This window comes from Parabacteroides sp. B2-S-102 (assembly GCF_023656665.1).
GTDB lineage: Bacteria > Bacteroidota > Bacteroidia > Bacteroidales > Tannerellaceae > Parabacteroides > Parabacteroides distasonis.
Map to the genome: position 1 here is coordinate 108,968 of NZ_JAMOKM010000010.1, position 25,642 is coordinate 134,609.

General features: G+C 44.7%; 22 protein-coding genes. 3 read left to right on the forward strand and 19 right to left on the reverse strand.

Annotated elements, in window-relative coordinates:
* Positions 1-12 precede the first annotated feature (12 nt).
* From metH to NBH07_RS13935, 19 genes are all read right to left on the reverse strand, one after another.
* The gene (gene metH, locus NBH07_RS13845) at positions 13-3,636 is read right to left on the reverse strand and encodes a methionine synthase (RefSeq protein WP_156682599.1); all 3,624 of its coding nucleotides are present in this window, start codon (positions 3,634-3,636) and stop codon (positions 13-15) included.
* A complete protein-coding gene (locus NBH07_RS13850) occupies positions 3,629-4,588 on the reverse strand; it encodes a nucleoside recognition domain-containing protein (RefSeq protein ID WP_005855462.1) in 960 nt (319 codons plus the stop codon). Before NBH07_RS13850 ends, metH begins: the two co-directional genes overlap by 8 nt.
* Positions 4,589-4,594: 6 nt before the next feature.
* Entirely contained in the window at positions 4,595-5,056 is a 462-nt protein-coding gene (smpB, locus tag NBH07_RS13855; protein ID WP_005855460.1) for an SsrA-binding protein SmpB, read from the reverse strand.
* A gap of 14 nt (positions 5,057-5,070) precedes the next feature.
* Positions 5,071-5,637, reverse strand: a complete 567-nt coding sequence (locus NBH07_RS13860) for a YIP1 family protein (protein WP_008780886.1) — start codon at positions 5,635-5,637, stop codon at positions 5,071-5,073.
* Between the two features lie 33 nt (positions 5,638-5,670).
* Complete coding sequence (locus tag NBH07_RS13865; protein WP_057319669.1) at positions 5,671-6,420, reverse strand: BFO_2992 family lipoprotein; 750 nt, start codon at positions 6,418-6,420, stop codon at positions 5,671-5,673.
* Between the two features lie 5 nt (positions 6,421-6,425).
* On the reverse strand, positions 6,426-7,187 hold the full coding sequence (locus NBH07_RS13870) for a BFO_2992 family lipoprotein (protein WP_005855454.1): 762 nt from the start codon (positions 7,185-7,187) through the stop codon (positions 6,426-6,428).
* 128 nt (positions 7,188-7,315) lie between these two features.
* Complete coding sequence (locus NBH07_RS13875; protein WP_005865187.1) at positions 7,316-8,089, reverse strand: BFO_2992 family lipoprotein; 774 nt, start codon at positions 8,087-8,089, stop codon at positions 7,316-7,318.
* 55 nt (positions 8,090-8,144) lie between these two features.
* The gene (locus NBH07_RS13880; RefSeq protein WP_005855450.1) at positions 8,145-9,413 is read right to left on the reverse strand and encodes a porin family protein; all 1,269 of its coding nucleotides are present in this window, start codon (positions 9,411-9,413) and stop codon (positions 8,145-8,147) included.
* 6 nt (positions 9,414-9,419) lie between these two features.
* On the reverse strand, positions 9,420-9,947 hold the full coding sequence (locus NBH07_RS13885) for an RNA polymerase sigma factor (protein ID WP_005865183.1): 528 nt from the start codon (positions 9,945-9,947) through the stop codon (positions 9,420-9,422).
* Between the two features lie 168 nt (positions 9,948-10,115).
* Complete coding sequence (locus NBH07_RS13890; protein ID WP_005855446.1) at positions 10,116-10,466, reverse strand: cation transporter; 351 nt, start codon at positions 10,464-10,466, stop codon at positions 10,116-10,118.
* A 162-nt stretch (positions 10,467-10,628) separates the two neighbouring features.
* Complete coding sequence (locus NBH07_RS13895) at positions 10,629-12,866, reverse strand: TonB-dependent receptor plug domain-containing protein (RefSeq protein WP_156682601.1); 2,238 nt, start codon at positions 12,864-12,866, stop codon at positions 10,629-10,631.
* 111 nt (positions 12,867-12,977) lie between these two features.
* Positions 12,978-13,406, reverse strand: a complete 429-nt coding sequence (locus NBH07_RS13900) for a hypothetical protein (protein WP_005855442.1) — start codon at positions 13,404-13,406, stop codon at positions 12,978-12,980.
* Positions 13,407-13,451: 45 nt separating this feature from the next.
* Entirely contained in the window at positions 13,452-14,939 is a 1,488-nt protein-coding gene (locus tag NBH07_RS13905) for a glycoside hydrolase family 10-like protein (RefSeq protein WP_005855440.1), read from the reverse strand.
* A gap of 12 nt (positions 14,940-14,951) precedes the next feature.
* Positions 14,952-15,728: a glycerophosphodiester phosphodiesterase gene (locus NBH07_RS13910; protein ID WP_087346686.1), complete on the reverse strand. Its 777-nt coding sequence runs from the start codon at positions 15,726-15,728 to the stop codon at positions 14,952-14,954.
* A 111-nt stretch (positions 15,729-15,839) separates the two neighbouring features.
* Positions 15,840-16,793: a thioredoxin-disulfide reductase gene (trxB, locus tag NBH07_RS13915; protein ID WP_009017542.1), complete on the reverse strand. Its 954-nt coding sequence runs from the start codon at positions 16,791-16,793 to the stop codon at positions 15,840-15,842.
* Between the two features lie 37 nt (positions 16,794-16,830).
* Entirely contained in the window at positions 16,831-17,505 is a 675-nt protein-coding gene (lolA1, locus tag NBH07_RS13920) for an outer membrane lipoprotein periplasmic chaperone LolA1 (RefSeq protein ID WP_005865168.1), read from the reverse strand.
* Positions 17,506-17,507: 2 nt separating this feature from the next.
* Positions 17,508-20,033, reverse strand: coding sequence for an FtsK/SpoIIIE family DNA translocase (locus NBH07_RS13925; RefSeq protein ID WP_156682602.1), 2,526 nt, complete (start codon positions 20,031-20,033; stop codon positions 17,508-17,510).
* Positions 20,034-20,189: 156 nt separating this feature from the next.
* The gene (locus NBH07_RS13930) at positions 20,190-21,710 is read right to left on the reverse strand and encodes a 4Fe-4S binding protein (RefSeq protein WP_009017540.1); all 1,521 of its coding nucleotides are present in this window, start codon (positions 21,708-21,710) and stop codon (positions 20,190-20,192) included.
* Between the two features lie 21 nt (positions 21,711-21,731).
* Complete coding sequence (locus NBH07_RS13935; protein WP_009017539.1) at positions 21,732-23,117, reverse strand: aldo/keto reductase; 1,386 nt, start codon at positions 23,115-23,117, stop codon at positions 21,732-21,734.
* 211 nt (positions 23,118-23,328) lie between these two features.
* On the opposite strand from NBH07_RS13935, the gene NBH07_RS13940 reads away from it, so the two are divergent.
* Genes NBH07_RS13940 through NBH07_RS13950 form a run of 3 tightly spaced genes read left to right on the forward strand, consistent with a single transcriptional unit; the run spans position 23,329 to position 25,640 of the window.
* Entirely contained in the window at positions 23,329-23,877 is a 549-nt protein-coding gene (locus NBH07_RS13940; protein WP_005865156.1) for a DUF5063 domain-containing protein, read from the forward strand.
* Positions 23,874-24,455 carry a 3'-5' exonuclease gene (locus NBH07_RS13945; protein WP_005855416.1) on the forward strand — a complete coding sequence of 194 codons (582 nt, stop codon included), beginning with the start codon at positions 23,874-23,876 and terminating at the stop codon, positions 24,453-24,455. Before NBH07_RS13940 ends, NBH07_RS13945 begins: the two co-directional genes overlap by 4 nt.
* Positions 24,456-25,640, forward strand: coding sequence for a class I SAM-dependent rRNA methyltransferase (locus NBH07_RS13950; RefSeq protein WP_009017538.1), 1,185 nt, complete (start codon positions 24,456-24,458; stop codon positions 25,638-25,640). It abuts the gene before it with no gap.
* Positions 25,641-25,642 lie beyond the last annotated feature (2 nt).

Here is a 25,642-nt window from a genome sequence, read left to right on the forward strand (position 1 = left end):
GATGCTACTAAATTATCCTATATTCCTACTCAATAACTTTCGGACTTGCTCCTCCGTTAAATTCCGGCGGCTCGCATAATCTTTCAATTGCTCCTCATCGATAGAACCGATCATGAAATATTGAGAAGAGGGATGAGCAATATAAATTCCACTGACCGAAGCCGTAGGATACATGGCACCATTCTCGGTTAACGAAACACCAATTTGCGACATATCAAGCAATCCATCCAATGTGAAATTCAATAATTGATCCGGTAGAGAAGGGTAACCGATAGCCGGACGGATTCCTTGGTATTTCACCTTGTAAAGATCCGGGATAGACAAGGATTCGTCTTTAGCATATCCCCAATATTCTTTACGTACTTTCTCATGAAGATATTCGGCTGTAGCTTCCGCTAGGCGATCGGTCAAGGTTTGCAGCAACATTGAATTATAGGTATCGCCTTCTCGCTCGAATTCATCCTTCAATTCATCCGCACCAGCTCCTGCCGTAACCACAAAGGCTCCCACATAGTCGGTCCGTCCTTCAGAAACCGGCAATACATAATCGGAAAGACATTTGTAGATACTTTCCTCCTTTTTCGCTTGCTGCCGTAATAAAGGAAGAACAGTATTTCCCATCCGGATCGTATCCCCTTCGCTATTGGCGGGGAAAAATCCGTAAATCGCTTTACAATACTCAACCTTCATATTGACCAGCCGATCTAAAAGCCTGACAGCGTCCTTATGCAATTGCATCGCCTCAGCGGCTTTCGCACGATCCTTTTCCCCATTCAATTTCCATGCGCTAAAAAAGAAGGTCCAGTGGATATAAGGAATCACTTCTTCCAAGGGGATATAAGGGATAACATGTACCCCCATCCGGGCTGGAACAACCGGTATATACCCGGTCCAATCTATTTCAATCGGATGCTTACGAGCCTCAGAAAGAGAAATCAAGACCTCTTTCTTCTGTCCTAAGGAGGCACGCAAAGCTTCTTGTTCTTGTTCCAACTCCATGATATAGGCATCACGGGTATCCGGATTCAATAGTTTGGCGGCGATCAACGGATTCTGTGAGGCATCCAACACATGGATCACCGGATAATCGTAATGCGGAGCGATCTTCACCGCCGTATGCAATTTGGAGGTCGTAGCGCCACCCACCATCATAGGAATTGTAAGTCCCGCTTTCTGCATCTCGTCCGCGACATGCGCCATCTCTTCTAAAGAAGGGGTTATCAGGCCGGATAAGCAAACCAGATCCGGTTTCTCCTCGATCGCTTTCTTTATGATCACATCTGCGGGAACCATTACCCCTAAATCAATCACCTCGTAGTTATTACAAGACAATACGATAGAGACGATATTCTTACCGATATCATGTACATCCCCTTTTACCGTAGCGAAAATCACTTTACCGGCCTTCGCAGAGCCGGAAGCTTTCTTTTCAGATTCAATGGCCGGTTGTAAAATAGCTACGGCCTTTTTCATCGTACGTGCGGTCTTCACGACTTGAGGGAGAAACATCTTTCCGGCACCGAATAACTCGCCGACCTTATTCATTCCGCTCATTAACGGACCGTCAATTATATCCACGGCATGCGGATAAATCTGCAAGGCTTCTTGTAAATCGTCCTCCAAATAGTCTCCGATCCCTTTGATTAAGGCATGTTCCAAACGCTCCTTCAATGAAAGCTCACGCCAAACCTCATGCTTCTCCGGAGTTTCTCCGGAAGTTTGTACATGTAAATTTTGAGCATAAGTAATTAACTCCTCGGCAGCTTCCGGACGGCGTGCCAAGATCACGTCTTCCAACAAGGTACGGAACTCCGGCTCTATATCCTCATAAAGTACGGAGGTAGACGGATTCACGATACCCATATCCATCCCCTTCCCAATCGCATGATATAGAAATACGGAATGCATAGCCTCGCGTACATGATTGTTCCCTCGGAAAGAGAAAGATAAATTACTTACACCACCACTCACCTTCGCACCCGGCAAGTTCTTCTTGATCCATTCAACGGCACGGATAAACGCCAGACCATAGCCATTATGTTCCTCCATACCGGTAGCGATCGCCAATACGTTCGGGTCAAAAATAATATCTTGGGGATTGAAATCGATCTTCTCGATCAATAGGCGATAGGCCCGTTCGCAAATCTCAATCTTTCTTTCATAGGTATCCGCCTGTCCTTTCTCGTCGAAAGCCATCACGACCGCAGCCGCACCCAGCTGCTTTATACGGGCGGCATGTTTAAGGAAGACCTCCTCTCCTTCTTTCAAGGAGATGGAATTCACGATGCTCTTTCCTTGCACGCACATCAAGCCTTCCTCGATCACTTCCCATTTGGAAGAATCGATCATGACGGGTACACGGGCAATATCCGGTTCGGAGGCGATCAAGTTTAAGAATGTCTTCATTTCTTTCACGGCATCCAACATACCATCGTCCATATTGATATCGATCACTTGGGCGCCATCCTCCACTTGCTTACGAGCGATCGTCAACGCTTCCTCATAACTGCCTTCTTTTATCAAGCGTAAGAATTTCCGAGAACCGGCCACATTACAACGCTCTCCCACGTTCACGAAATTATTCTCCGGTTTCACCTCCAGCAGTTCCAAGCCCGACAGCCACAGGCAATCCGGTTTCAAAGCCGGGATATGCGGTTTAGCTCCTTTCACCAACTCCGGATACCGGGAGATATGCGCCGGAGTCGTTCCGCAACAGCCTCCGATAATGTTCACTAATCCCTCTTCCACAAAAGGCTTCACATGTTGGGCCATTTTATCCGGCGTCTCGTCATAGGTACCAAAACTATTCGGCAATCCGGCGTTCGGATAAGCGCTGATATAATAGGGGGCATACTTCGCCAACTCTTGTAAATAGGGCTTCATATCCGCTGCTCCGAAAGAGCAGTTTAAGCCAACCGAAACAATATGTGTATGCTGTATGGAAGCTAAGAAGGCCAATAAAGTCTGTCCGGAAAATGTTCGTCCACCTTGCGCGGACAAAGTCAAAGACAACATAATCGGCAGGTCTTTTTCTTTCTCTTTCAACACGACCTCAGCTGCTTCCAATCCCGCTTTTACGTTCAACGTATCGAAAGTAGTCTCGAAAAGGATGATATCCACCCCGCCGTCAACAAGTCCCTCGACTTGCTCCTTGTAGGCATTATACAAATCTTTATAAGTGACGGCACGATAAGCGGGATCGCTTACATCCGGACTCATGGAAGCTGTCTTATTAGTAGGACCGATCGATCCGGCCACGAAGATCGTACGATCCGGATGCTCTGCCATATAGGTATCCGCCACTTCCCTCGACAATCGGCCGGCGGCCAGATTTATCTCACGTACATAGGCCTCCATCGCATAATCTGCCATGGAAATAGCATTCGCGTTAAACGTATTCGTAGCGAAGATATCCGCTCCCGCATCCAAATACTGACGATGAATAGACTGGATTACATCCGGGCGGGTGATACACAATAAATCATTGTTCCCCTTCAATTGTCCCGGAAAATCGGCGAAACGTTTGCCTCGGTAATCTTGTTCGTTTAGTTTGAAACTTTGGATCATGGTACCCATACCACCATCCAAGATCAAAATGCGCTCATTCAAGAGTCGCAGAAATCGTTCCTTATTCATAAATATGTTTTACCTTTCTTGCGTACATATAACTATATCCCCGGAGGATCCATACCACAGCGATGGCGAAAAACAGACGGGTAGGCACCACCCAAAGAACGGGTACCCCTATCGCAGCAAAGATGATCGTATCTTCCAACAGGGAATGGCACACGGCCAAATGATGGTTCAGCAAGTTGCCGTCACCGTAAGACAACTTCCTCTGCTCCATTTGCTCTACCATAATAGCCCCGCCATAAGCCAGTCCGACCACATTACCTACCAACCACAAAAAAGCGGCATCTTGAGGCAAGCCAAATAATCGCATCAGCGGAGAAAAGACCGAGGACAATCCTTTCATTAGATTAAACTCTTCCAATATATAATGAAGGATCATTAAAGCCGTAACAATTATCAAAATAGAAATCACCACCTTCATCGAGCTGGTAAACCAAAGTACGAATACTTCCAACCAATTATCGCATACAGCCGCGCTTTGAGCGATCCCGACCTGTCCCCATCCTTCATGGGGCATTACCCAATTCAAAGAAAAGGCGATCACGAAACTCATGATCAAACGGAGCAGCGTCATCTCCCAGAAAGAAGACCCGGTCTTTGCCTGTACGGAGGATTCTACCATTAGATTATGGGAAGTAAGGCACATCAATGCCAATATCGTAGCTTCACGGACTCCTAAAGACATCGAGGTGATCAAAGCGATCGGAGCATATAATGGGGAGAATATACTGGTTATAAAAACAATGGCTGTCTCCCCCGGCAGACCCACCAACGAGAACACGGGCACTAACCAATCCGAGATCTGACCTAATATTCCGGAATATTGCAATATACGGACCAATAAAGAAATAGGCAAAATAATCTTTAGCAGCCATAAACACGTCTTGCCTGCTTTAGGCAGAGCTTTCAGGATACATCCCCAAACCCTACCGATCACGCCTTGCCCTGTTTCCATCTCGACTTATCGTTTGAAAGCCCGATCCATCTCCCGTCGGTCGTCACGTTCCCGGATGGAGTCTCGCTTATCATATTCCTTTTTACCTCGTGCGATCGCGACGACTACTTTCGCCAATCCTTTCTCATTGATAAACAAACGAGTGGGAACGATCGTAAAACCACTAGCACGAACCGCACCCTCGATCTTTCGTAATTCCTTTTTGGTAAGAAGTAATTTCCGGTCCCGCCGTGCGTTGTGATTATTGTACGTACCGTAAAAATATTCGGCGATGTACATATTCTTCACCCACAGTTCCCCTTTTTCCACGATACAAAACGTATCTACCAAACTCGCCTTCCCTAAACGGATCGATTTAATCTCCGTTCCGGTCAGTACGATCCCGGCCGTAAAAGTGTCGAGCAACTCGTAATCGAACGTCGCCCGCTTATTCTTTATCTGTATGTTATTACTAATCTTCTCTTTCATCTTGTGTTATTCTGTCAAAAACTCAAACCGGGCATCAGCATCGATAACAAAATCTCGATAACAGCCGGAGTCAGTAATATAATGGCGGTTGTAAATCCTACGAACTTCAGACGGATCTTCTCCTCGACTCCCATATACGGACCAGCGCCTTCCCAAACAATATAGAATGTATAAAGGATAAATATCCGCAAGAAGAAAAACTCGGGAAGCAACATCAATACGATATTCAAAGCGAACATCAACGATGAGGAATACCCGACGAAGCGCAACCACAGTTTCAAATCCTTCTCCCGTTTAAATATACCTTGCCATATCTCGTTCATCAGATAAGCCCCGAGGTAAAAACCACCGAACGAGGACACCAATGTCCGGATAGACGACTTCAAGGCCAGCTCTAAATCAAACTCCTTCCGCGTAAACAATACGCCCAGAAAAGCTGCGACGGTAACGAAGCCGATCAAAGGATACACGAATCGGGATAAGAACTCCTCCTGCTTCTCTCCTTTTTTCGCTAACAAGGCCCACGCCTTCGCCGGCTGTGAGATGATAGCGATTACCCACCTAAATATCTCCTTATACATCTCTGTTTACTTTTAAATAGCAAAAGTATATATTTAATTCGTAAAACGCAACGTAAATACGTCGGTAGCCCCCCAAACACATGCGGTTGTATCCGCATTATAGCGTTCGGCATAATTTATTTTAAAATTTATCACATTTTGCCCCTCACTACTCTCTATCGCTTTGGCTTGGTCCAAAAACTTATCGATCGTAAAAGCGGTCGTATTCACCCATTTCGTGGAATCGCCGGTACCTCCCTCTTGGGTTACCCGAAGGTATAGGTTATAGACCCGTTGTCCGGTGCTGTCTTCTTCCACCTCCTGATCAGGGTTATAGGATAAATTGAAAATATCCTTTTGGTCTACCTGATGATTTACATGTTGGGTTTGCAAGAAGAAACGTCCTTCCAAATAAATACTTTTCTTAAAGTCCAGCGTAACCAGACGCTCCTTGTCCAATACAACCGTAGTATCAGTCAATGTCTCATGCAAAGGCCATACAGCGACCGAATCATACTTATAAATCTCAGCGTTGTAAACACCATTGCCCAATTCCTCGCTAAAATTCGTCTTGAAATCAACCACACAGCAATCGCCATCTTTCAAATCCGTCCGATTCTCAAACTCAGAGGAAGAGACGATAAATATATTCCCTTGATCATCCGCCGTATAGATACATCGCATAGGATTCTCACGTATCACTCCTACCCGATGATAATTGATGGAGTTACTTCCATCCCCCATACAAGAGGTCATTAAGAAAAACAAGGATAAAAATAAGCCGTATAAAATTCGCTTTCTCATCTTCTTTAGTTTATAAGTAAAGGATCCGTTACTCCCCATGTAAACTGGGTACTATCTTTCGGATTAATTTGATCGATATAATGAATCCGAACATACATATCCGCGTCGCGTCCACCTTGTTCTCGCATATCCTTGATAAAATTCGCCAGATTAAAGGCATTGATAACCGCGATAGCCTCCTCTGCCTTATCCTCCGGCTTTCCGGTCGTAGCGGCAGCCCGTAAATATAAGGAATAAATTGATTTCCGATTTTCCACAACAGCTTCCTGAGCCGGATCGTAAGTCAATTGCCAATTTAAAGTCCGATCTTTTGTCGTCCAACAAGCAGAGGGCAGAAATAAATAGTCTTCTAATTTGATGTATAAAACAGAATCATTGGGGTTGACCGCAAGTACCGGTTGCTCATTAGTCAATAATTTATGCGTATCCGTAAGAGGGCTCTCAGCGTTTTGCTGGTTAACAGCGGTTTCCCCTTGTATCGTCACCGTATAATACCCTTTTTGTTCCGCATTCGTATTTTCCGGTAAGCTAGGATCATAATCAAAGCTCACTAACAAGCATTTACCCTCTGAGTATGAGCTCAGCTTCGTCGAATAGATCCAACCGAACCGGGTATTAGCCATCATCAACGCGCTATCTCCATGTTGACGAACCACAGCGGCGGTCGTTCCCGGATTATAGACGTTATTTATGTCTTTTAGGCAAGAAGTAAACAGACTCATGAAAACCGCCACCCAGACAAAACCTATTAAATTCTTGTATCTCATTTCACAATACTCCTCTTAAAGTACGCAAAGATACGATCTTTACCCATATACATAAAAAAAACGGCAAAAAAATAGGGCGTATCGATAATCTTCTTATCGGTACGCCCTCAACTTCTATACTAATTTCTTTATGAGTTTTTCACGACTTGGAATAGAACGGTATAAGAAGCCCATTTCAAATCCGTACTATCTTTTTCATTAATCGTATTTAGATAATTGACCTTAAGATTAAAAGACTTTGAATCTTTATTAGCCTCAGCGCTATTCACAGACTCCAATACAGACTTAACATTAAACGCACGGACTTCTCCTATAGATGATGCCGCAGAACCTGTTCCGTCCGCTACTTTAGCGACACGCAAGAACAAGTCATATGTCGGGACATTATCCACCATAGTAGGCTCCTTTGAACGATCCCAATATAAAGTATAAGAATTTTTCTGATCCTTAAACATATCCATTGTTATAAAGAAGAATAAATAACCGTCTACATACACCCCATAGTCGCCATTGCTAAATAGGTTTTTTACAGGTATCTCATTCTGAAGTAAACTGGCCGAATCTGGCACATTATAAAAGACTGGCTGTCCTTTTGTTATCTCATCTGCCACAGAGATTGTCGCTGTTAAATAACCATTTGTCGCCGCATTCGCATTCTCCGGAGAATTTAGGTCTAATTCATAGTTGATCAAGTAACAAGCTCCGTCAACTACTTGTGCCGATAAAGACGGAGAGTATAATGCTCCCATATTTGTATTCAGTACCGTTTTATATGTCTTTTCAGAAAGACCTGCGACACCAAAGCCGGCACGAGTCACCGTATTATTCGATTCTCCAAGACAAGAGGTCAACAACAATAATGACGCAGCCGCCGCTGCTCCAATTAATTTAAATGCTTTCATAATTCAATTTTTCTATTTTTAAGTATTTGTATTTACACTGTTAATCTATCGAGTATTAAAAACCAAAACGAAATCCGAACTGAAGGCTCATGTTAAACGGCTTCTCCGAATGGATGGTTTCGATCTCGCTACCATTATCAAAATAATAGCTGGCTCCCACCTCTGCGAAAGCGCTTACGAAACGGATAATCGGATAACTTACGCCGGCACGGGCATTTACAGACCATAGCCATTCTTTCATTCGAATATGTTCACTTTGCTTTGCGATCTCTACCTCATCCGAGAATAATTTCATTCTACGTTTGCCAGCGACATTCATTTCCGCCATACCTCCGGCTGAGGCGTAAAACATAAAACGATTCCATTCCGCGATCTTATAAGTCAATGATAATGGAATTCCTATAAAATGCAATCGCTGATCATTCTCTATATGGTACGTATTATTCGTACTCCACTCCGATCTTAAGTAAGAATAAGTTAATCCAGTCTGCAAAGAAAAACGATTATTCAAATAACGACTAATTGAGATACCCACCCCAATAGGCGTCTTATGATGAATATCCGTCTTAGCAGGATCTTTCTTCTCCGCATCGAACGAATTTAAGCTCATCAGATTCTCGCTCTTAAGCACACTGCTATTCGTCACATACTGAGGGACCAGATTATCAGCGCCCATGGAAAGACCTCCACCTCCCATACCGAACCCCCATTTCCGAGACGCGGTCTTCTCTGGCTTCTTTTTAGTAACAGGAGTAGCATCCGCGACAAGTACATCATTCTTGAGAACAACTATCTCATCATTATTCCTTTCAACCTCCGGTTCAACGGTATTTTTCTCATTCGCCGATCTATCAGCAGACATTACCTCCGACTCAGAAATAGGCCGATCCTCTGCACTCTCTACATTTTGCCGGAACGCTGCCATCCTAGCCTTAGCTCCCACTTTAACCGCTCCAGATGCCGCTTTTGCCTTCACGACCGCAGCAGCAGGAATAGTCGCTAATACGGGCGCTTGCTCCATCGTTTTCTCTATCGGAACAACCGGGGTATCCACGGATGTCGACTCTTGTGAAGACTGTATTTCTTGGGCTATAGGTAGATCTTCCATCTCCCTGTCATATAAATAGATACCACCCGATACGACCAATAAGGAGATCACGGCGGCGGCAACCCAGTAGCGAAGCGTACGACGCAAAGGAACCGGAGCCTTTCCGGGCAATCGATCGGCTATAGCCTCCCAGTCGCCGGGTAGCGTATCCATCTCGAAATCCTCTAGCTTCGACCGGATCGCATCATCCCATATATCTCTTTCCTTTTTACTCATCTTATCTCAATACAATGCGTTAATTCTACGTTGTAATAACTGCTTGGCACGGGTATATTGTGAACGGGAAGTACTCTCTGTTATGTTCAACATCTCACTGATCTCCTTATGAGAATATCCCTCTATCGCGAACATATTGAATACGGTACGGAAGCCAACCGGCAACTCCTTCACTAGATTCATCAACTCAGCCGCCGACATGTCCGAGATAGCCGAACTATCGGGTTGAATCAGTTCCGCCGTATTGTCAAGATCGGTCGCTTCACGCAACACATCCGACTTTCGCAGATATTCCAACGCACAATTAACAAAGATCTTCCGCATCCACCCCTCAAATGAACCACTCCCTGTATAGGAATCCATACTGGTAAAGATTTTCACGAAGCCATCCTGCAACAAATCACGAGCCGTTTCCCTGTCGTTCACATAACGAAGGCAAACTCCCATCATTTTTCGGGAATATGCATCATAAAGCTCTTTTTGAGCTCGTCTCTCCCCCTTCCGACAACCCTCTATCAGTTGTAGCTCATTCATTCAGTCGTGCCTTGAACGTCTCCCTTCTGGAGACTGTACAATATTAGGATGTAAATAATTAAACAAACGCTGCATTCCGTAGAAAAATTATTTCATAAACAGGGCGGACACTCCGGCCCGCCCTCACGGAACATCTGCAAAGATAAGATGTTCTTATGAATTTCCATGTTAATGAGCGTGAGTATGCTCACTTTTTTTCGCCGGAGGTACCGGACAACCGGCGCCATTATCTACCGGAACCGCTTCCATACCGATCTTTTTGAATGCCGCGGCCAAGCGGGTCTTCGAAGTCTTATCCGTCTTGTAAGTCACAATGGCCGTACGGGTACTCAGATCACATTTCAAGTCGGTCACTCCTTTCTCGAAAGCGATATTTTTCTCGATCTTCTTGATACAGTGATCACAATCCATCGCTTCGATAAAGAATGTCACAGAGTCCTTCTTCTTTTTCGCGTCTTGGGCGAATGTCATCGATACCGTACATACAGCACAAAACAGCAACATAATTAATCGTTTCATAATCAATCATTTTTAATATTAACAATTCTAATTATCCATTCATATCTACCAAAAGAAAAGCACCACTATAGGCATCGGGCTACACGTATATAGGCGTAGGGCCACACCAGTATACGCATAGGCCTACACGTATATACGTGCGGGCTTATACGTATATACGTGTCAATCCCTGCTTATATTAAAGCGGATACCCGCATAAATTTTCCGTCCATGCACCGGTCCCCACACCATAGATCCATCGAAGTTATCCCCTCTGGGATTGCTGGCATCGATAATCGGATTCGGTTGTTTGTAATTAAACAGGTTCTCCGCTCCCACGTAAATAGACCATTGACGGAAATATTTCGTAATCTGCGCATTCACTACCGTATAAGCCTTAAAATTCGGCTCCCATAACGGATTAGATGCATCCGGTGTCGGCATACGGCCACCTCCATTAAACTGGCTGGTCAAATCAAACTGCCATTTTTTCAACGGGGTTTGATAAGAAGCGGTCAATAAACCTTTATAATCACTAACCAACGGCTTTTTCAATCGATGCGCCCCCCCCTCCTCATTCCGGTAATCGGTCTTCGCATCTGTATAACGATAAGCGGCCGTTAACGTAAATCCCCGGAAAAAAGGATAGGAAGCCTCCACTTGGAAGCTATTCGAATAGGAACGCCCATCCAGATTGTAGAAACGAACCGCATGAGGATCACTATCCATATCCACCACGATTTGCTTCAAGAAATCGGTATAATACCATTCCCCGCTCAAGCTCAGTTCCTTCCCGAACAAAGGTATATAAAATGACAGATTCAGACCGGTATTCCACGCTTCTTCTTGATCCAGATTGTCGGCGATATACATTTTTCGACTACTGGATAACAAAAAGTTGTTCTCTGCCAGCACATTCGCTGTCCGAAATCCTTTACCTGCCGAAGCCCGGATATGGAACCAGTCAAAAGGATTATATTTAATATGTACACGAGGGGTTACAAAGAAATCATACAACGTACTATAATCCGCACGTACACCCGCCAATAAGATCAGTTTATCATTCAGATTGAACGTATATTGGGCATAAGCTCCCGGCACGACTTCCGTACGGTCATAGGCATGACGGACCGACTCTCCTCCCGCATATTGAACCAGATTCTCGTCGAAACCATCATAGTTCATACTTAATCCGGTACTCAAGCTATGCATCGGCGTAAACTCCTTTTCATACAGCAAACTGGCATATACATTATTCTGATATACATTATAGGGCGTACGGTCATATCTTGATTTTTGCTCATGATAAGAACCGGAAAGTATCAATGCCACGCTCTCTACCTTTTCCTTATCGATAATATAGGCCTGCTTCGTAAATAATTCGGCCCGGTTCGTATTTAAATGAATCCGATACGGGTCGGTGAAATCATGGTGTTTCGTATCCTGCCCACCGGTACGGCTCTCATGCAGATAGCGAACTCCGTATTGAGCCACGTATTTATCCAATTTATGATACCAACGATTCATTACGTTCACCTGTTCCCTTAGCGGCGTATCGAGAAAACCATCGTCATTACCGTCATGTTGCATTTTATCATTCGAGTAGTGTACCAATAAACCGGTAGAGAGCTTGTCGTTGATATGCCAAGAAGCATCCGCATTCCCTTCATAACGTCCGGCATCACTAGCGAACACATTAGCAGAGAAAATATCCGCCGTAGGGGGCTTCTTGAATTCCACGTTGATTTGTCCGGCCAACGCCTCATACCCATTCTTAACCGAAGAGGTTCCTTTAGACACCTGAATACTTTCCATCCAAGCTCCCGGAACATAATCCAAGCCATATAAGGAAGCGGCCCCCCGGAAATTCGGGTAATTCTCGGTCAACATTTGTACGTAGGTTCCCGCCAATCCCAACAGCTTAATTTGCCGGGCACCTGTAGCCGCATCCGAGTACGATACATCGACAGACGGATTTGTCTCAAAGCTCTCCGCCAGATTACAGCAGGCCGCACGGCAAATCTCATCGTACGTAATTTTCTGAGTTTGCAATACGCTCGTACGGGAAGCGATGGTTCCCATCTTGCGCTCACTAACCACGACCTCATCCAAGGCGATCTCACCTTTTAAGATAATCTGCATAGCATCGTCCTTCTCATCCACAGGGGTGACCTCAGTCATATAACCGATATAGCTAACCACCAGATTCTTGGAGTCACCTTTTCGTTCTAACTCGAAATTTCCATCCACATCGGACGTGGTTCCATTTTGGGTTCCTTCCCAATATACATTTGCCCCGATAATAGGTTGTTTGTTTTCATCACATACACGTCCTTTCACTTTCTTGCCGGAATCCTCGGCCCAAGTCAAAGTAAAAGTCAAACAGAACAGTAAAAATATCAGATATAATTGTCTTAACATGATAGTTGTTATTTGATTGAATCGTTAAATACAGTTTCCGCAGGGATAGAGCATTCCCTACCTTAAAACCAAAGGGTATTCAGCGAGCAGCTTCCACCCTCACGAATACAATCAAATCAAAAGCGTAGTCAATAAAGAAAGGTACACACGAGGACAGGCTACGGGAGGACCTATCACCCTAATCTCATAGGAATCAGCAAATAAGGAAGCAATTTGTAAACTCTCGAAAATAGAGGAGAAGAGCAAATCATGTACGACTGGTTGCAGATCCGGTACTTGTATATTTACAGAATTCCAATCAAAATCAACCCGTTCAATGCCACAGCCATTCATGCCACAACACTCCACCGTATTATTCGCAAGCTTATCACGACTATGATCATGTCCATGAATCTCACAGCACTTAGCTTCCAATAAAGCCTCCACTCCCTCTTTCTCGCAAACGCCACAACAATAAGATACGAAATTAACCCCCGCTCCCCCATAAAAGATTAAGGAAGCAAGAATTACAAGAAACAAGGATGTGGCAAATCGTCTCATATGCCGCAAAAATAAGCAAAAAAACTCGAAATCAAAATACTCCCTTTACTTGATAAATTTAGACAGGTAATAATAGGTATCCGGAGAAGGTTCACTCTCTATCCGGTAACGGGTGGAAGCCGTTACAGAAAATGTATACCCACGTTCAGACTCTACATCGATAGGAAGAAAAAGCTCGTTGCCATAAATATTCGTAGCTAATATGGATTTTGCCGAAGCTGTGTCGATCGAATCCGTCAATGAATAATAAACGGTATAAGTTAAATCCTGCTTTTCCGACACAGGTTTCTGCCAAGTTAAGTGCAACTCATCGTCCAAACGTTCCACTTTGATCCCCTCCGGTGCGGCAGGTACCGAATCATTCAGCCAAGTCAATGGAGGCAATTGGGCCGGATATTTATAGTAATTGTCTCTCAACTCTTTATAAAGTCCTTTATCATTATACAGGACATTTCCACAACGAAAGAACGCACAGCCGGCTCCTCCGTAATAACGACTATAATCGATCTGGTCCGTTATATCATTCACGGCCCAGTCCGCCTCGCTCTTGTCCATTCGATAAGCTCCCAAGCCGGGTACGACCAAACGCCCGTTACAATTATCCACCCAATTATCCACGAAAGGAAAGAAATTCTTATGCAGGTAATACATCATCGGAACAATCATATCTTGTTTACCTTGTTGCATCCACATCTTAGGGTCTTGGAAGACACTTTCGTAAGCGGTCCAACCCGCGTTAGGTACCCGTTCAATACGATTATATTTCCCGAGTGGCGAACTGCTAACCTGTACCCAAGGTTTCGTTTGCTTTACCCAATCGTAAATACGATAAACCATCCGGTTGATATTCTCCCTACGCCAGTCTGCCAGAGACTTTTTCTTACCGGATTTATTATACAGCGCTTTATCCGGGAATTTTTTCGCCTCTTCCGGATAGCGGATATAATCAAAATGGATGCCATCTATATCGTAGCCATTCACGATCTCCTTGACTAAGGATAAGATATAATCAGCGGTCTCCGGTACACCGGGGTCCAAATACCACTCTCCATTATGCCGTTTGCAGAGTTTTGGTTTCTTTTTAACCACGGAAAGCTTTCCTTGCTCCTTCACGCTTTTTTCCGTTCCCAACGGGAAAGTCACGAACCACGCATGACATTCCATTCCCCGTTTATGGCATTCATCAACGACAAAAGCGAGCGGATCATATCCCGGTAATTCTCCATACTTACCGGAGAATGTCTTACTGACTGGTTCGATAGCCGAACGATACATCACGTCTCCCCTCAAGCGAGCCTGAATGAAGACCATATTAAAATTCGCTTCTTGAAGCCGGTCCAAGATATCAAGCAATGCCTGTTGCTGGGCTTTTCGTCCCGCCTCGGTAGTAGCCGGTTTATGAGGCCAATCCAGACCATAAACCGTAGTCAACCAAACCGCACGAATTTCCTTTTTTGGAGGCTCCACCGCTTGTAACAGACAAAAAACGGGTAAAGCCAGCGACAGGATAAGCAACAGACAAAACTTTCTCATCTTTATAATGCCTTATTGAGCCCGCGAATGTAGTATTTTTTGAGTCTCTTCCGGTAAATCAGTCGTAATAAAATCGACTCCCAGATCGATCATCTCTTCCATTAATTTAGGGTCATCTACGGTCCAGACATTCGAAGTCATGCCTAGGACTTTACAATCCTTCACCCAATCCGGATGAGATTGCAAGACTTTATAATGGTAGTCTAATCCTGTAAAACCAAGCTCTTTCAATTCCATCGGGGATAATTCTCCATTCAGATAAGAAACCTCAGATTTCGGACATAGACGGATAAATTCTTTACAAGCATCCATATTAAAAGATATGTAATCCGTACGTTTCGCTAATTTCATACGCTTCACCATATCTACAACAGCTTTAGCAGCCTCACGGTTGCGTTCCGGGGTCTCATGAGCTTTCAGTTCTAAAATTAACCGGACATTCTTCAATTTCTTCGCACGTTTCAAATATTGCTCTAAAGTAGGGAGCTTTTCGCCGTTGCTCAATTGCAAATCTTTCAATTCATCATAAGTACAGGATTGAATATGTTTTCCTTGGATATCATTATCATGGAATATTACCAGCACATTGTCCGCCGTAAGATGTACGTCGAATTCCGAGCCATAGGCACCAATCTCGCTGGCACGTTCCAAAGAACGGATAGAGTTCTGAGCAGAGCCCTCCGTTTTCCAATACCCCCGATGGGCGATCACTTTCGTGTTATCCTTTGCCGCTACCATTCCTGCCATCATCAGGCAAAGTAGCAAAAGAAGAGTAGATTTTAAATTCATGGAAATTAAATTAGTTGACAAATGACAAGTGACAGTTGATAGTTGACAAGTGAAAGTTGACAGTTAAATACCGCTTGTCGCAACTGTCAACTATCAATTGTCAACTGTCAACTATTTTCCGATCTCTGATAAATAACGTTCAGCCTCGATAGCAGCCTTACAACCACTTCCCGCAGCGGTAATAGCTTGACGATAATGGGGATCAGCGACATCTCCAGCAGCAAACACACCCGGAACTTTCGTTCGGGGAGTTCCCGGAACTGTCTCGATATAACCGATCTCGTCCGTATCTATCCATGGCTTGAAAATATCCGAATTAGGTTTATGGCCAATCGCCAAGAAGAAACCATCGATAGCGATATCCACTTCCTCCTCATCCGGCTCTCCCATACGTTTTACCAAATGAGCACCTTCCACGCCATTCTCTCCAAATAAACCCAGGGTGTTATGTTCGAAAAGCACCGTGATATTCGGAGTCTTGAAGACACGTTCTTGCATTACTTTTGAAGCACGCAAATAGGGTTTACGCACGATCAAGTAAACCTGCTTCGCCAAACCTGCCAAGTAAATCGCTTCCTCACAGGCCGTATCCCCACCACCTACTACCGCTACCGTCTTTTTACGATAGAAGAAACCATCGCAAGTAGCGCAAGCGGATACACCCATACCCGCATATTTATGCTCATCCGGAAGACCCAGATACTTCGCGGAAGCACCCGTAGCGATAATCAAAGTCTCCGTCTCGATCACTTTCTCACCATCAATCGTAATTTTATAAGGAGCCTCGCCCAAATCAGCGGCGGTAGCGATACCGAAACGGATATCCGCACCAAAACGGACGGCTTGTTTTTTTAAATCTTCCATTAACTCAGGACCGGTTATACCGTCCGGATATCCCGGGAAATTCTCCACCTCCGTAGTTGTCGTTAATTGTCCCCCCGGCTGTATTCCTTCATAAAGCACCGGAGATAAATTCGCACGGGAAGCATAAATCGCTGCCGTATAACCTGCTGGACCCGAGCCTATAATAAGGCAACGTACTTTCTCATTCACTGAATCGCTCATAGTATCTAAGTATTAATTATCAATTTTCAATTCTCTATTATCGAAGGTCTATCACCTCTACGTCCGGATAATCCCCTTCGTTAAAAACAAAAAAACGATCCGGTTGGTTTATACCTGTTTTCAATTGGCTGATCTGGATCGTACTGCTAACGCCGTTTTTAGAAGTAACCGTGATACGAGCCGGGAAATTTGAATATTTCTCGATTTGCAACTCCACTTTCACGATATCCCCTTTTTTCTTCGGTGTCAATTCCACATCGTAAGCGGCTTTTCCGTTCGGTGCCGTACTCTCGCCTTTATAAGCCGCCGTGAATCCCTTCTTATAACTATTTAATAAAAGAGCGGGATTTGTAAATTGCAACTCTTCTCCCGTAGGATTCGTCACGTTCACCTCATCGTTCCGTTCCACATACGTCCATTGCGTCGTACCATTAAACCAAGTAAGCGCATCCGGCGTGACTAATGTAAACTTATCACCTTTCATCTGGATGGTTCCCTCAAAACTCTCTCCCGCATTCTGACCGGCAGAACGGGTAAACATCGTAAAAGAAGCGCTTATCCCGTTCGAATTCTCATAAGCAGCGGCCGCCTTCCCCAAGATATCATTCGCATTCTGGGCATGCGCCCCCACTCCTAGTCCCAACAGGAAACACAAGAATAGTCCGACAAACGCGATACACCGCCACACTCTTATTTTATGTTCTCTTCTCATATTTATTTCAAAGCATTTAATACTTGCTCCAACGAATACTCATCTTGCACCAATACTTGACGGGCCTTACTTCCCTCAAACGGGCCAACAATACCGGCAGCCTCCAATTGATCCATCAAACGTCCGGCACGATTATAACCGATAGCAAATTTACGCTGGATCAAAGAAGTAGAACCTTGTTGCTGAATCACGATCAAGCGAGCCGCCTCATCAAATAAGGGGTCTCGATCTGATAAATCGACAGCTCCCGAAGTCGATGCCTCTCCCCCTTCCGGTACATACTCCGGAAGCAGATAAGCGGTTTGGAAGCCAGCCTGCTCACCGATATAATCCACGATATCCTCCACCTCGGGCGTATCTACAAAAGCGCATTGCACACGAACCGGCTCTTGTCCCGCCACGACAATCAACATATCGCCCCGTCCGATCAAACGGTTAGCGCCCGGAGCATCCAGAATCGTACGTGAATCGATCATAGAAGCAACCTTAAAGGCAATACGGCTCGGAAAGTTACTCTTGATCGTACCGGTAATCACCTTTGTATCCGGGCGTTGCGTAGCCAAGATCATATGGATACCTACCGCACGGGCCTTCGCCGCAATACGAGAGATAGGCAACTCGATCTCACGTCCGGCCACTGCGATCAAGTCGGCAAACTCATCCACCACTGCCACGATATAGGGTAAGAAGCGATGTCCCTTCTGCGGGTTCAACCGCCGTTCGATAAACTTAGCGTTGTATTCCTTTATATTACGAACATTCGCGTTCACCAGTAAACGGTACCGGTCTTCCATCTCGATCACCAACGAGTTCAATGTAGCGACAGCGTCAGCTGGCTCCGTAACGATCGGCTTCTCCGCATTCGGAAGTTTCGCCAGATAATGACGTTCTATCTTGGAATAGATACTAAACTCAACCATTTTCGGGTCTACCATCACGAATTTCAACTCCGATGGATGCTTCTTATATAATAAGGAAGTGATGATCGCATTTAGACCGACAGACTTACCTTGCCCCGTAGCACCGGCTACCAATAGATGCGGTGTCTTACAAAGATCGAACATGAACACCTCGTTCGTAATCGTCTTACCCATCGCCACAGGCAACTCATACTTACCCTCAACGAATCGGCGTGAAGCGATAACAGATTGCATCGATACCGTCTGAGGATTCTTATTCGGCACCTCGATACCGATCGTTCCCTTTCCGGGCATCGGAGCGATAATACGGATCTGCAAAGCGGATAAACTCAAGGCGATATCATCCTCCAAGTTCTTGATCTTAGAAATACGGACACCCGCCTCGGGTACAATCTCATAAAGCGTAACCGTAGGTCCGACTGTTGCCTTGATCGAGGCGATCTTGATATTGAAATCTTCCAAGGCTTGCTTGATCAAGCGTTGGTTTTCTGCCAATTCGTCCCGATTGATCTCCATGCTCCCACTATCATACGCTTTCAGTAAGTCCAAGGTAGGAAATACATAACGGGAAAGATCCAAACGGGGATCATACGTACCCAAGGCCGAAGCATCGTAGGTTTCATCATTACCGGCGGCAACCTCCACCGTGAATCCAGCATCCTCCCCATCCTCTGATTCCGGGGTATTTATCTCATCTGTCTTTTCGCATATAGGATCGTCGTCACCTTTAGCGATCGTAACTACTAAATCATCACCAGCGACCTCTTCCTCCTGATATTCCGGTTCTGTTTTACGGTTTTCTTTCCCTTCGGCCTCCAACAATTCAGCCTCCGTATCAAACTCTTCGTAATCATCCATTTCGGGTTGTTCATCCGGTTGCTCTACGACAGGCTTAGAGCGAGGAGTTACAACATCCTCTTTTTGCGTCTGCTCCACTTCTACCTCATCCTCTTTCTTCTCACGTTTCAAACGGTTCCTTACCCAGCCCAAAGAGAATACGCGCTGTAAGAACGGGATTGTCTTCTTACTGGTAAAAATTGCGATGATTAAGAATGAGCCTAATAAAAGCAAGATCGTTCCGGGAATTCCGATATTGGTAATAAACATCTCCGAGATGTAATATCCGTGTTGACCGCCTAGATAAATAAACGTATCCTCATATCCCTTGATAAATATGAAAGCAAAAAACACAGATCCCCAGATCAACGCCGAAGCACTGAACAAGAAACGTCTCAACAAGGATACTTTATTTAAATTCATGAGTTTCGCCCCAACCGATCCCAAGAAAAAGAGGATCATAAAAGAAGAGATACCGAACCAACGGTTCATCAATAGATCAGACAAATACGCCCCGCGTACGCCCGTCCAATTCTCTACCGATCCTCGATTGGTCAACAAATCCCCTAAAGGAACATTCTCTATTTTACTTTGATCGGCGGCTCCTGTAAAGAAAAACGAAATCAAGGCAAGCCCTACGTAAATGGTTAGTATAGAGATAATCAAACCTGTAATGAAACGGGTCCGTTCATTTGTAAAAAAAGTCTTCAAGGCTGCGAACCAGCTCGGCTCTGTATGATTTTGCTTCGTTGTTGTTGTCTTCTTTGCCATAAATAGTTTCTCAATAATTCTTTTATAACACGCAAATGTACATAGAAAAATCGAGTCTGACGAACCTTTGAAAAAAAGACGTACGTGTTTTCTGAAAAACATGTACATGTTTTTACGGAAACACGTACATGTTTTTGGGGATAGATTTTAACGGCATTAAATAGATCTGTGCATCTCATGTCCTTCTACATAGATCGCACTATAAGGACGAGATGGACAAAGGTACTCGCAAGCACCACAACCAATACAAGTTTCCGTATTGATCACCGGGATCTTTAACGACTTCGGATCTGCAGGATCTTTCGCCACCATCTGGATCGATTTTGTCGGGCAATGGCGTTCACAATTACCACAACTCATACCGTCCGTATTGACAATACAAAGATCTTTTACCCATACGGCATGACCGATCTGTATAGCAGATTTGTCTTCTTTCGTAATCGGTTTGATCGCTCCCGTCGGGCAAACCTCCGAACATTTCACACATTCCGGACGGCAATACCCTCTATCGAATGCCATCTCCGGCTGCATCAGTTTCATCAGATCCGTAGACGGACGCAGGACATGATTCTCGCAGACAGATACACAAAGCTGACATCCCGTGCAATGTTGGGCCAGATTCCCAATACTCAAGGCTCCGGGAGGAACCAATGACGCCAAACGATTCGGCTCTTTACGTTCTTTAATCGGCGCAAAGCCTCCGTCTTTCTTCATCTCCACATAATCCTCCAGCTTTTTCTGCTGAGCATGCAAAACAGAAGACATGGCTACCAATGCCGTAGCTGACAAGGCTCGACGGCGGGAAACATCCGTAGTGTCCTTCGTTGAGGATTCTTTTACCGAAGTAGCTTTATCAGCCTTGTGTGCCCTCGTATACGAAATCGCGCCTTGACGGCAATTATCCAAACAGTCCATACAAGTCACGCAACGGCTATAATCGATCGCATGATTCTTAGAGTCGATACAAGAAGCCTTGCATTTACGTGCGCATAATCCGCAACCATTACATTTATCGGTATCAATGCGAGGTTTAAGTAAAGCATACTTCGACAAAAAACCGAGAACCGTACCTACCGGACAGATCGTATTACAATATGTACGTCCATTTCTCCAAGCTAAAATCGCCAATATGACAAAGCTCAGAATAGCGATTCCCATCGTAGCCAGGCTACGCACCCATACGTCCACCGAATAGAATGCGTAACTATCCATACGTTCTGCGAAATAGGCCAATAGATTGTTGCCCTCTTGATAGATTGGCGCAAATAAATTAGAAGCGATACGCCCATAAGCGCTATAAGGCGAAATCAACGCTACCAAGGAACCGACACCAGCAATACAAGCCACTATAAAAACAACCAAGGTACCATAACGTACCCACTTCAATGCGGGAGAATAGGAAAAGCGGTATTTCTTCCGTTTACAAGCAAACCACGAAATAATATCTTGCAATACCCCTAAAGGGCAGATAACGGAGCAATATACACGCCCCAATAAAAGAGTCAAGATTACCAACCCTACCACAACACCGACATTCAAAGCCAACAACGCAGGCCAAAACTGTATCTTTGCCAACCATCCGAACCAAGCGTGAATCGTACCCGTGAAATCAAGAAATAACAGGGTTATCAGCACAAAGCAAAAGGTGGCGGCGAATATTCTTATTTTTCGTAACATAATTTTCCGTTTGTTTAAAGGTTAACCATTCACTTTCAACTCTTCCACGAATTTATCGATACGCTGCATCTCTTTGGGGATATCGATACCCTGCGGACAATGAGGATTACATTGCTCACACCCTGTACAATGGTTCGCTTGACGCAACTTTGGGACACTCCGGTCATAACCGACTAAGAAGGCACGACGAGCTTTTGCGTAATTTTCGTCTTGCACGCTTTTCGGAACATTTCCTTCGTTCACACATTTATTATAATGTAAAAGAATGCCCGGAATATCCAACGCATATGGACAAGGCATACAATATTTGCAATCATTGCAAGGTATTGTAGGATATTTCATCATAAGCTGGGCCGTCTCTTCCAAAAAGTCTTTCTCCTCGTCCGTTACCGGAATAAGCGGGGAATAAGTACGGATATTATCTTGCAAATGCTCCATATACGTCATGCCGCTTAACACCGTCAAGACCCCATCCGGAGAGCCGGCGAAACGAAAAGCCCATGAAGCCACGCTATTCTCAGGCCGTTGCTGTTTCAAACGAGCAACGATATGATCCGGAACATTCGATAAGCGACCTCCTAATAGCGGTTCCATGATAACCGCCGGAATACCTCGCTTCTCTAATTCGCCATACAGATAATCAGCGTTTACGTTACGCCCCGAGGCATGTTTCCAGTCCAGATAATTCAGCTGGATCTGAACGAAATCCCATTTCACGCCCATATCCAACACATAATCAAACACTTTTACATCCCCATGAAAAGACCAACCTAGGTTACGGATACGTCCCGCTTCCCGTTCTTTCACCAAGAAATCAAGCATTCCATTATTTATATAGCGGTCATTGAAAAGCTCGATACCATTCCCCCCACCGATAGAGTGAAGCAAATAATAATCCAAATAATCGGTTTGCAAATCACGGAACGACTGCCGATACATCGCCAACGAGTTTTCTCTCGTATAGTTCTGGAAGTTTGACAGTTTAGTGGCCAAATAATAGGAGTTCCTAGGATGGCGTGCCAATGCGATACCGGTCGCTTTCTCGGACATACCTTGTACATAAACAGGAGAAGTATCAAAGTAATTCACCCCATGTTCTATCGCATAATCCACTAAACGATTCACGGCTTCTTGATCAATCTGGTCTTTACCGTCCGATCCTTGTTTCAAGGGCCAACGCATACAACCATATCCTAAAATAGAAACCTTATCGCCATTCGTAGGATGTTGGCGATAGGTCATTTTATCGGTAGGAACCTCACCTAACGCCACAGCCGCCCCCGGCTCATTCTTGGGAGCGCAACCGTAAAGCGCCGCCGAAGAGGCGACAGCCCCACCCCCAAATACCTTCAAGAATTTACGGCGATTCATCTCTTGAGGGTTCTCATTCTTTCCACATGAACTCATAACTCGATCGGTTTTTTTATCCTAATTAGTATATCCAACATTAGTCTATCATTAACATTCCTTCTATTAATTGCACAAAAATAATAAAACAGGAAATATATAGGAGAGCAATCCCCGACTAAAAAGAATATTCGGGACTTTATCACGAAAAAAACGGATTTTTGTTGTATTTTTGCGAATTGTTATCAAGAATGATTAGACGAACAGGCACATGGAAAAAGAAGAAAATCCGATATACGAGCGCAACACGCTAGAATTTGTTACGGTAGCACTGGAATATTGTACCTTTGTTGAGACCGCCGGAAATACCGGGCTTTTCGACTTCGTAGATAAGGCGACAAAACTCCTGCCTCTATTATACTTAAAGGCCAGCCTGTTGCCCGAAGTGGAATCTGAAGAGGAAACCGAACTCGAGCTTTCCGTTTCAGAAGACATGTACGAGTCGGTTCGTTCACGGATAGCCGGTTTGCTTGGCGAACGAGATTCCTATCTGGAAACATTTCATGCGGATATGCGGTATAGCGATACTCCTATCGCAGCATTTATTTCCGAGAACTTGGCTGATGTCTATCAAGATACAGGAAATTTCGTATCTTTATTCCGTCAAGGAAACGAGGAAGTTATGCAAGAGGCTATCGCTTTGTGCCGCACGAACTTCCAAGAATACTGGGGACAGCAATTATTGAATGCCTTGAAAGCGTTGCACGCTGTGCGTTACAGTGGTGATGAGGATTTGGAAAAGAATGAAGAGGAAGAATGATACAACAATTTATACATACAATTGCTAAAGAGGAAATAGCGAAACTTACCGTAGAGGAATTCAAGGGACGTATCATTACGATCCTTAGTAAAGAGGAGGCAGACAAGGCCGTTGAGTACTTGCTGCGTTTTCCGATCGTTGGTTTTGACACGGAGACCCGTCCCAGCTTTAAGAAGGGACAGCGTTACAAGATCTCATTGATGCAGATATCAACGGATGATACTTGTTTCTTGTTCCGCTTGAATCATATCGGTATACCGGAATCTCTGGAGAAATTCCTGAAAAGCAGTTCGACCTTAAAGATCGGGTTATCTTTACGGGATGATTTCGGGGCGATACGGAAGCGTTCGGATATAGAACCCGCCAATTTCCTTGATTTACAGAATTACGTAGGCCAGTTCGGCATCGAGGATGCCAGCCTGCAAAAGATATATGCGATACTTTTCCAAAAAAAAATATCAAAAGGACAACGCCTCACGAATTGGGAGGCGGATGTATTGACAGACTCACAAAAGAAATATGCGGCCCTCGATGCTTGGGCTTGCCTAAGAATATATAATTTATTGAATCAAGCATAAATGGAGTATTGTAAAGTTTTTCTCAAGCCTAAGAAAGAAGAATCGCTATTGCGTTTCCATCCATGGGTATTTTCCGGAGCGATCCAATCTGTTGAAGGCGACCCGGAAGAGGGTGACTTGGTAGAGGTATACGGAGCGAACCAGCGTTTTTTGGCGATCGGCCATTACCAAATCGGCAGTATCGCCGTACGTGTGTTATCTTTCACCCCAATCGCCATCGACGATGCTTTTTGGATCGAACGTATCCGTATCGCTTACGAACTCAGAAAGACCTTGCGGCTGGCTGGGGTAGAAAATAATAATACGTTCCGCCTGATTCACGGCGAAGGCGATAACTTACCGGGATTGGTGATCGATATGTATGCGCATACGGCGGTTATGCAAGCACATTCGGTAGGAATGCATTATGCCCGTCATCAGATCGCGGAGGCTTTGAAAGCGGTATTGGGCGATACTTTACAAAACATCTACTATAAATCGGAAGCGACTTTACCTTATAAAGCGAATTTAGGTAGCGAAGATGGTTACTTATTCGGAGGCGAAGTGGAAGATATCGCTATAGAAAACGGACTGAAATTCTGTGTAGACTGGCAGAAAGGCCAAAAGACAGGTTTCTTCGTGGATCAACGGGAGAATCGCTCTTTGTTGGAGCATTACGCAAAAGATCGCTCCGTATTGAATATGTTCTGTTATACGGGCGGTTTCTCTTTCTATGCGATGAGAGGAGGCGCTAAGGTGGTTCATTCCGTAGATAGTTCGGCGAAAGCGATTTCTTTGACGAAAAAGAATGTCGAGTTGAATTTCTCGGGAGATCCCCGTCATGAGGCATATGCGGAAGACGCGTTTAAGTATTTGGAAAAAATGGGAAGTAATTATGATTTAATCATATTGGACCCTCCTGCGTTCGCTAAACATAAGAATGTACTACGTAACGCCTTACAAGGGTATCGCAAATTAAACGCGATCGCTTTCGAGAAGATCAAGCCGGGAGGAATCTTGTTTACCTTCTCCTGCTCACAGGTTGTCAGCAAGGAAAACTTCCGTTTAGCTGTATTTAGCGCCGCCGCCCAATCCGGCCGTAGCGTTCGTATCTTGCATCAATTAACCCAACCCGCAGACCATCCGGTGAATATCTACCATCCGGAAGGGGAATATCTGAAAGGTTTAGTATTGTATGTAGAATAAGA

What these genes read in the sequence shown, in the direction of transcription:
- metH (WP_156682599.1), bottom strand. Translation starts at nt 3,636, where the DNA reads ATGAATAAGGAACGATTTCTGCGACTCTTGAATGAGCGCATTTTGATC.
- NBH07_RS13850 (WP_005855462.1), bottom strand. Translation starts at nt 4,588, where the DNA reads ATGGAAACAGGGCAAGGCGTGATCGGTAGGGTTTGGGGATGTATCCTG.
- smpB (WP_005855460.1), bottom strand. Translation starts at nt 5,056, where the DNA reads ATGAAAGAGAAGATTAGTAATAACATACAGATAAAGAATAAGCGGGCG.
- NBH07_RS13860 (WP_008780886.1), bottom strand. Translation starts at nt 5,637, where the DNA reads ATGTATAAGGAGATATTTAGGTGGGTAATCGCTATCATCTCACAGCCG.
- NBH07_RS13865 (WP_057319669.1), bottom strand. Translation starts at nt 6,420, where the DNA reads ATGAGAAAGCGAATTTTATACGGCTTATTTTTATCCTTGTTTTTCTTA.
- NBH07_RS13870 (WP_005855454.1), bottom strand. Translation starts at nt 7,187, where the DNA reads ATGAGATACAAGAATTTAATAGGTTTTGTCTGGGTGGCGGTTTTCATG.
- NBH07_RS13875 (WP_005865187.1), bottom strand. Translation starts at nt 8,089, where the DNA reads ATGAAAGCATTTAAATTAATTGGAGCAGCGGCGGCTGCGTCATTATTG.
- NBH07_RS13880 (WP_005855450.1), bottom strand. Translation starts at nt 9,413, where the DNA reads ATGAGTAAAAAGGAAAGAGATATATGGGATGATGCGATCCGGTCGAAG.
- NBH07_RS13885 (WP_005865183.1), bottom strand. Translation starts at nt 9,947, where the DNA reads ATGAATGAGCTACAACTGATAGAGGGTTGTCGGAAGGGGGAGAGACGA.
- NBH07_RS13890 (WP_005855446.1), bottom strand. Translation starts at nt 10,466, where the DNA reads ATGAAACGATTAATTATGTTGCTGTTTTGTGCTGTATGTACGGTATCG.
- NBH07_RS13895 (WP_156682601.1), bottom strand. Translation starts at nt 12,866, where the DNA reads ATGTTAAGACAATTATATCTGATATTTTTACTGTTCTGTTTGACTTTT.
- NBH07_RS13900 (WP_005855442.1), bottom strand. Translation starts at nt 13,406, where the DNA reads ATGAGACGATTTGCCACATCCTTGTTTCTTGTAATTCTTGCTTCCTTA.
- NBH07_RS13905 (WP_005855440.1), bottom strand. Translation starts at nt 14,939, where the DNA reads ATGAGAAAGTTTTGTCTGTTGCTTATCCTGTCGCTGGCTTTACCCGTT.
- NBH07_RS13910 (WP_087346686.1), bottom strand. Translation starts at nt 15,728, where the DNA reads ATGAATTTAAAATCTACTCTTCTTTTGCTACTTTGCCTGATGATGGCA.
- trxB (WP_009017542.1), bottom strand. Translation starts at nt 16,793, where the DNA reads ATGAGCGATTCAGTGAATGAGAAAGTACGTTGCCTTATTATAGGCTCG.
- lolA1 (WP_005865168.1), bottom strand. Translation starts at nt 17,505, where the DNA reads ATGAGAAGAGAACATAAAATAAGAGTGTGGCGGTGTATCGCGTTTGTC.
- NBH07_RS13925 (WP_156682602.1), bottom strand. Translation starts at nt 20,033, where the DNA reads ATGGCAAAGAAGACAACAACAACGAAGCAAAATCATACAGAGCCGAGC.
- NBH07_RS13930 (WP_009017540.1), bottom strand. Translation starts at nt 21,710, where the DNA reads ATGTTACGAAAAATAAGAATATTCGCCGCCACCTTTTGCTTTGTGCTG.
- NBH07_RS13935 (WP_009017539.1), bottom strand. Translation starts at nt 23,117, where the DNA reads ATGAGTTCATGTGGAAAGAATGAGAACCCTCAAGAGATGAATCGCCGT.
- NBH07_RS13940 (WP_005865156.1), top strand. Translation starts at nt 23,329, where the DNA reads ATGGAAAAAGAAGAAAATCCGATATACGAGCGCAACACGCTAGAATTT.
- NBH07_RS13945 (WP_005855416.1), top strand. Translation starts at nt 23,874, where the DNA reads ATGATACAACAATTTATACATACAATTGCTAAAGAGGAAATAGCGAAA.
- NBH07_RS13950 (WP_009017538.1), top strand. Translation starts at nt 24,456, where the DNA reads ATGGAGTATTGTAAAGTTTTTCTCAAGCCTAAGAAAGAAGAATCGCTA.